Source organism: Streptosporangium sp. NPDC006930, assembly GCF_040635605.1.
Classification (GTDB): domain Bacteria; phylum Actinomycetota; class Actinomycetes; order Streptosporangiales; family Streptosporangiaceae; genus Streptosporangium.
Genome location: NZ_JBEYID010000033.1, coordinates 1 through 5,682, shown reverse-complemented (window position 1 = coordinate 5,682; position 5,682 = coordinate 1). Strand labels below are relative to the sequence as shown.

Annotated in this window: 4 protein-coding genes; 1 reads left to right on the top strand and 3 read right to left on the bottom strand. The window is 69.3% G+C overall.

The annotated features are described in order from the left end of the window. Positions 1–331 precede the first annotated feature (331 nt). From ABZ664_RS36710 to ABZ664_RS36700, 3 genes are all read right to left on the bottom strand, one after another. Positions 332–526 carry a ferredoxin gene (locus ABZ664_RS36710; protein ID WP_362521164.1) on the bottom strand — a complete coding sequence of 65 codons (195 nt, stop codon included), beginning with the start codon at positions 524–526 and terminating at the stop codon, positions 332–334. A gap of 80 nt (positions 527–606) precedes the next feature. Continuing rightward, positions 607–1,788 (bottom strand): cytochrome P450, encoded by a 1,182-nt coding sequence (locus ABZ664_RS36705; protein WP_362521161.1) that lies wholly within the window; start codon positions 1,786–1,788, stop codon positions 607–609. 35 nt (positions 1,789–1,823) lie between these two features. Beyond that, a complete protein-coding gene (locus tag ABZ664_RS36700) occupies positions 1,824–3,185 on the bottom strand; it encodes a glycosyltransferase (protein WP_362521158.1) in 1,362 nt (453 codons plus the stop codon). A 572-nt stretch (positions 3,186–3,757) separates the two neighbouring features. Here ABZ664_RS36700 and ABZ664_RS36695 point away from each other — a divergent pair. Further along, positions 3,758–5,682, top strand: a 1,925-nt coding sequence (locus ABZ664_RS36695; protein ID WP_362521155.1) for a type I polyketide synthase, incomplete at its 3' end; no start/stop codon positions are given.

Genomic DNA, 5,682 nt, shown 5'->3' with positions numbered 1-5,682 from the left:
CTCGGGGCCGGGACGACGATCAGGACCGGCACCTCGGGGGCGCGGGCGGCCCGCGACGGCGGAGCTCGACGAGCTCCGCCGTCCCGTCGTCTCGGGTTTCCGCGGTCCTGCCGCCTCGGCGTCGTGGTCCCGACCGCGTGGGGGACCACCGTATCCAGAGAGACAGGGGAACGTCAGTCTTTGCAAGGTCACGCCCGCGCGAGGGGATCACCGAGGGCGGCGGGACCGGAGGGGAACGGCCGGGAACGCGAATCGACCCGGCCAGGTGTGCGTCGACCCGGCCGGGTCGGGTTCGTGCGGGCGGGGTGCGATCACCCGCCCGGTACGGTCCTCAGCTCTCGGTCAGCGAGATGGACCTCGACGGGCAGGCGAGGACCGCCTCCCGGGCGCCGATCTGAGCGGAGTCGTCCAGGGTCTCGACCAGGACCATGACGGTTCCCTCGTCGCTCTGGTCGAAGACCTCCGGCGCGATGAGCACGCACTGGCCGGCACCGACGCAGTGCTGGGCGTTCACATTGACACGCATGACATTCCTCATCCTTGGGAGACCGGGGCGGACGGCGACCGGCAGTGATCGACAGTGACCGGTGGGGGCCTGTGGCGCCGTCACCAGCGGACCGGGAGCGCGTGCAGCCCGAACAGCACACCGTCGTACTTGAACGGCAGGTCCTCGACCGCGCCGTCGAGCCGAAGGGTCGGAATCCGCCGGAACAGGGACGTGAAGACGGCCTCCATCTCGATCCTGACGAGGTTCTGCCCGAGACACTGGTGCACGCCGTACCCGAACGCGACGTGCTGGCGGGCCGAACGGCTCGGATCGAACTCGTCGGCCCGCTCGAACGCGTCATGGTCGTGGTTCGCCGCGGCGCCGAGCGGCACGATGCCCTCGCCGGCCTTGATGACGTGCCCGCCGATCTCGACGTCCTCGACGGCCACGCGGAGCGCGACCCGGTCGGCGACGGACAGGTAACGCAGCACCTCCTCCACCACTCCGGGCGCGCCGATCCACTGCCGGTTCAGCAGCAGCATGACCACGCCGAGCGCGATGTTGTTCGCCGTCGTCTCGTGTCCGGCGATCAGCAGCAGCAGGGCGACACCGGAGATCTCCTTGGGGGTGAGCACCCCGGCCGACAGCAGCCGGCTGGTCAGGTCCCTGCCGGGGAACCGCTGCTTCATGGTGATCAGCTTGGAGATGTACAGCAGCAGATCCTTGGTCGCGGACTCGCGTTCGTCGTCGGTCGACGTGAGGGTCACCAGGACGCGCGTCCTCGACTCGAAGAGCTCACGGTCCGTACGCGGCACGCCGAGCAGCTCACAGATGATCAGCGAAGGCACCGGCAGCGCGAACGCGGACACCAGGTCGGCGGTGGTACCGGCGTTGAGCATGTCGTCGATGCAGGCGTCGACGACCCGCTGGACGGCCGGACGGAGCTCGGCGACCCGCCGTACGGTGAACTCGGGGATGAGGGCCTTGCGGAAGCGGGTGTGCTCCGGCGGGTCGTACGCGACGAACCAGCCGGGAATCTGGTCGGGCGGAGGCACCGTCCCGTTGCGCCCGATCGTCGGAAAGCCCGCGTGCAGGGGGCTGGCGCTGATCCGGGGATCGGTGAGCACGGTGCGCACGTCATCGTGCCTGGCGACCAGCCACACGGTGCTGCCTCCTGGCAGCGCCGACCTGACCGGTCCCGGCTGTTCCCGGAGTGAGGCGTACTCGTCCGGCGGAGAGAGCTGCCCGCGCCGCCGCCTCGGGAACTCGATGGATGTCGGGTCGCCGTTGTGCGTTTTCATGGTGTCGCCACGTCCTTCGGCAGTACCTGGTCGGATCATTTCAGCGCCGGGTTGCCCAGGATCAGATCGGCGGCCACCCTGGTGCCTCCCGCCTCCTGCTGCGCCTTGGCGAAGAACTCGGCGCGCTCACGGAAGGAAGGGGTGTCCAGCACCTGAGTGATCTTGCCGACCACGTCGTCGACGTCGATGGTCTGCGGATCGTCGAGGGTGAGGCTCACCCCGCTGTCCACGCCGCGCACAGCCTGGTCGTAGCAGTCGACCCACAGCGGGCGGATGATCTGCGGCTTGCCGAAATACAGGCTCTCGTGGAAGGCGTTCGCGCCGCCGTGGTTGAAGAAGAGGGCGACGTTGGGATGGGCCAGCACGTCAAGCTGGGAGGGAATCCAGCTCTCGATCCTGAGATTCGGCGGCAGCTCCTCCCGGGGAGGGAGGAACTGTTGCTGCCCGGCCGGGAGCTTCCACAGCACGGCGTGCCTGCCGTCCAACCGGCGGGCGACCTCCACCAGCGCGTGCACCTCGGGGCGGGTCAGCCGGGTGATGGTGCCGAGTCCGACGTAGATCACGGAGGGGTTGGCGTCGAGCCAGCCGGACAGGTCGCGGTCGTCCTGCGCCTCGGGTAACGGCGGGATGATCGCGCCGACCAGGTGGAACTTGTCCGGAAGGGGAAACGGGTACTCCAGCCCGAAGACCGTGTAGCACAGGACGAGATCGGCGCGGTCGACCTTCGCCGACGGACGGAGCGCCTCCTTCGGAAGCTGGATCTGCTTCGCGTACGAGATGCCCTTGAGCGCGAGCCTCAGCATCCTCGGGTGCAGGAACATCAGCGCGGCCCGGATCTTGAACACGTTGCTGCGGACCCGCTGCGGGAACGACATGTTCAGGGGCAGCCCGGTGTGCAGCATGGGGAATCCGCGCGGTGTCCTGGTGATGAGCAGATTGCTCGGCAGGAAGGGCGAGCTGAGGACGTACGGGATGTTTCTCCTGAGCGCGATCATGAGCGCGACGGGGTTCACGCTGTCGAAGACCATGAGAGCCGGGTTCAGCTCTTCGACCAGGGCGTCGAGTGCCAGATACTTCTGCTCCCCGCTGTCGGGGTCGAAACCGCGCCGCACCACCGCGTGGTGTGCCTTCCAGCGGGACCGCTGGGTGGCCAGCCGGTACATCTCGTCGTCCCAGTCGGCGGGGGATTGCAGTGGATCCGTCTCGCCGAGCGAGGCGAACCGTACGCCGCTTCCCTCGTTGATGCTCTCGATGTCGGCCCTGCAGGACTCATCCGTCGCGAACCACAGATCCTCCGTACCACGCCTGGCCAGCTCGGCGGCGATCACACGCAGCGGGTTGAAGACACCGGCCCCGGGATTGCTGACGAACAGCACTGGCTTGCGGCCCTCGCCCATCACACACACCTCCATCGCGGGAGCCGGGCTGTTCGAACAGCCAGTGACGCGCGGGCGCCTGCTCCGTGCGGATCCGTCCTCGCCGTGCGCGTCTTCCCTGCTCTGACGCCGGCGTGCCCGCACGGTATCGCGGCGACATTAGGGGGATCACTAGTTTTCCCGGGGCGCGGGGCGGTGGGCGCGGCAGGTCTCTCCCGGAGGTGGTCCGCGCGGTCGGGGTCGCCCGGAGGCGGTCCTGTGGGCGCGGCCGGCTCGCCGGGCTTTCCAAAGACTAGGCGTTTGCCGAGTCGCCATCGGCCTAACTTCGCCGAATGGATGGCATGCTCGACGACTTCTCTCTCAACGGGAGTCCCGTCGTGCATACCGCCGGTCATCCTCTCCGACCATGTGGAGACCCGTGCTACCGCCCCCCCTCCCCGGTGGGGACGCCTCGCCGGGTGAGAACACCGCGTGCCGGTGCGTGCGGAGAGGGCCGTGGTGACTGACGCGATCGACGCGGCGGTGGTGGGTGTCCTGGTACCGGCGACGCCGGACGCAGGTTTCCCGACCCCGCCCGACGTACGGAGGCTGTGATGGATACGCCCAGTGAGCAGGTCGTACAGGCGCTCCGGACCTCCATGAAGGAGGCCGAACGGCTAAGGCGTCAGTACCAGAAGCTGGTCGCGGTCACCACAGAACCGATCGCCATCGTGGCGATGAGCTGCCGGTTCCCCGGTGGAGTGTCCTCGCCCGAGGACCTGTGGCGGCTGATCGCCGAAGGTGGTGACGCCACCTCGGGCTTCCCGTCCGACCGCGACTGGGATCTCGATCTGCTGTCGGCTCCCGATTCGGATGGCCGGCCTCGGAGCGACACCGACAAGGGCGCCTTCGTCAGCGACATCGCGGACTTCGACCCCGGTTTCTTCGGGATCTCGCCGCGTGAGGCGCTGGCGATGGATCCGCAGCAGCGGTTGCTTCTTGAGGTGTCGTGGGAGGCCGTCGAGCGGGCCGGGATCAACGCGGCCAAGCTGCGCGGTAGCCGTACCGGGGTCTTCGTCGGCATGAGCGGCCAGGACTACTCCTATCTGATGGTCGGCTCGCTGGCCGATCTTGAAGGCAACATCGGGACCGGCATGGGCGCGGCCGCGGCCTCCGGCCGGCTCTCGTACACGCTGGGCCTGGAGGGCCCGGCGGTGACGGTGGACACCGCCTGCTCGTCGTCGCTGGTGGCGGTGCACCTGGCGACGCAGGCGCTGCGCAGCGGTGAGTGCTCGCTGGCGCTGGCGGGCGGGGTGACCGTGATGGCCACCCCCGGCGCGTTCGTGGAGTTCACCCGGCAGGGCGGGCTGGCACCCGACGGCCGATGCAAGGCGTTCGCCGACGCGGCGGACGGCACGGGGTGGGCCGAGGGCGTGGGCGTGCTGGTCCTGGAGCGGCTGTCGGACGCCCAGCGCAACGGCCACCAGGTCCTCGCGGTCCTGCGCGGTTCCGCGGTGAACCAGGACGGCGCGTCGAACGGCTTCACCGCGCCGAACGGTCCTTCGCAGCAGCGGGTGATCCGCCAGGCGCTGGGCAGTGCCGGGCTGAACCCCGCCGACGTGGACGTGGTGGAGGCGCACGGGACCGGCACGACGCTGGGTGACCCGATCGAGGCGCAGGCGCTGCTGGCGACGTACGGTCAGGATCGGCCGGAGGATCGGCCGCTGCTGCTGGGTTCGGTGAAGTCGAACATCGGTCACACGCAGGCGGCGGCCGGTGTGGCGGGTGTGATGAAGATGGTGCTCGCGATGCGGCACGGGGTGCTGCCTCGGACGTTGCATGTGGACGAGCCGTCGTCGCACGTGGACTGGGCCTCGGGCGCGGTGAAGTTGCTGACCGAGCCGACGCAGTGGCCGCGGGTGGAGCGGCCGTGGCGGGCGGGTGTGTCGTCGTTCGGTCTCACCGGCACCAACGCTCACGTGATCATTGAGCAGGCGCCGCACAGCAAGCGAGTCGAGGTGAACACGGAGGACTGGTACCCGGCGGTGACCCCGGATGTGCCTCCGGTGCTGATCTCCGGTCGTACGGCGGAGGCGCTGCGGGCACAGGCCGAACGGCTGGTGTCACACCTGGACGCCGAACCTGATTTTGATCTGACCGACATCGCCTTCTCCCTCGTCTCGACGCGATCGGTCTTCGAGCACCGGGCCGCCGTACTGGCCGGTGCTCGCGAGAATGTCGTGGCCGGGCTACGAGCCGTGGCCGAGGGGCGACCGGGCGCGGGCGTCCTGCTGGGACAGAGCGGGCGGCAGGGCAAGGTCGCGTTCCTGTTCACCGGTCAGGGCAGCCAGCGCGCCGGGATGGGCCGGGAGCTGTATGAGCGGTTCCCGGTGTTCGCGGCGGCGTTGGACGAGGTGGTCGCCGAGTTGGATCCGCTGCTCGATGGGTCGTTGCGTGAGGTGTTGTTCGCCGAGCCGGGGTCGGTGGAGGCGGGGTTGCTGGATCGGACGGGGTGGGCGCAGCCGGCGTTGTTCGCGGT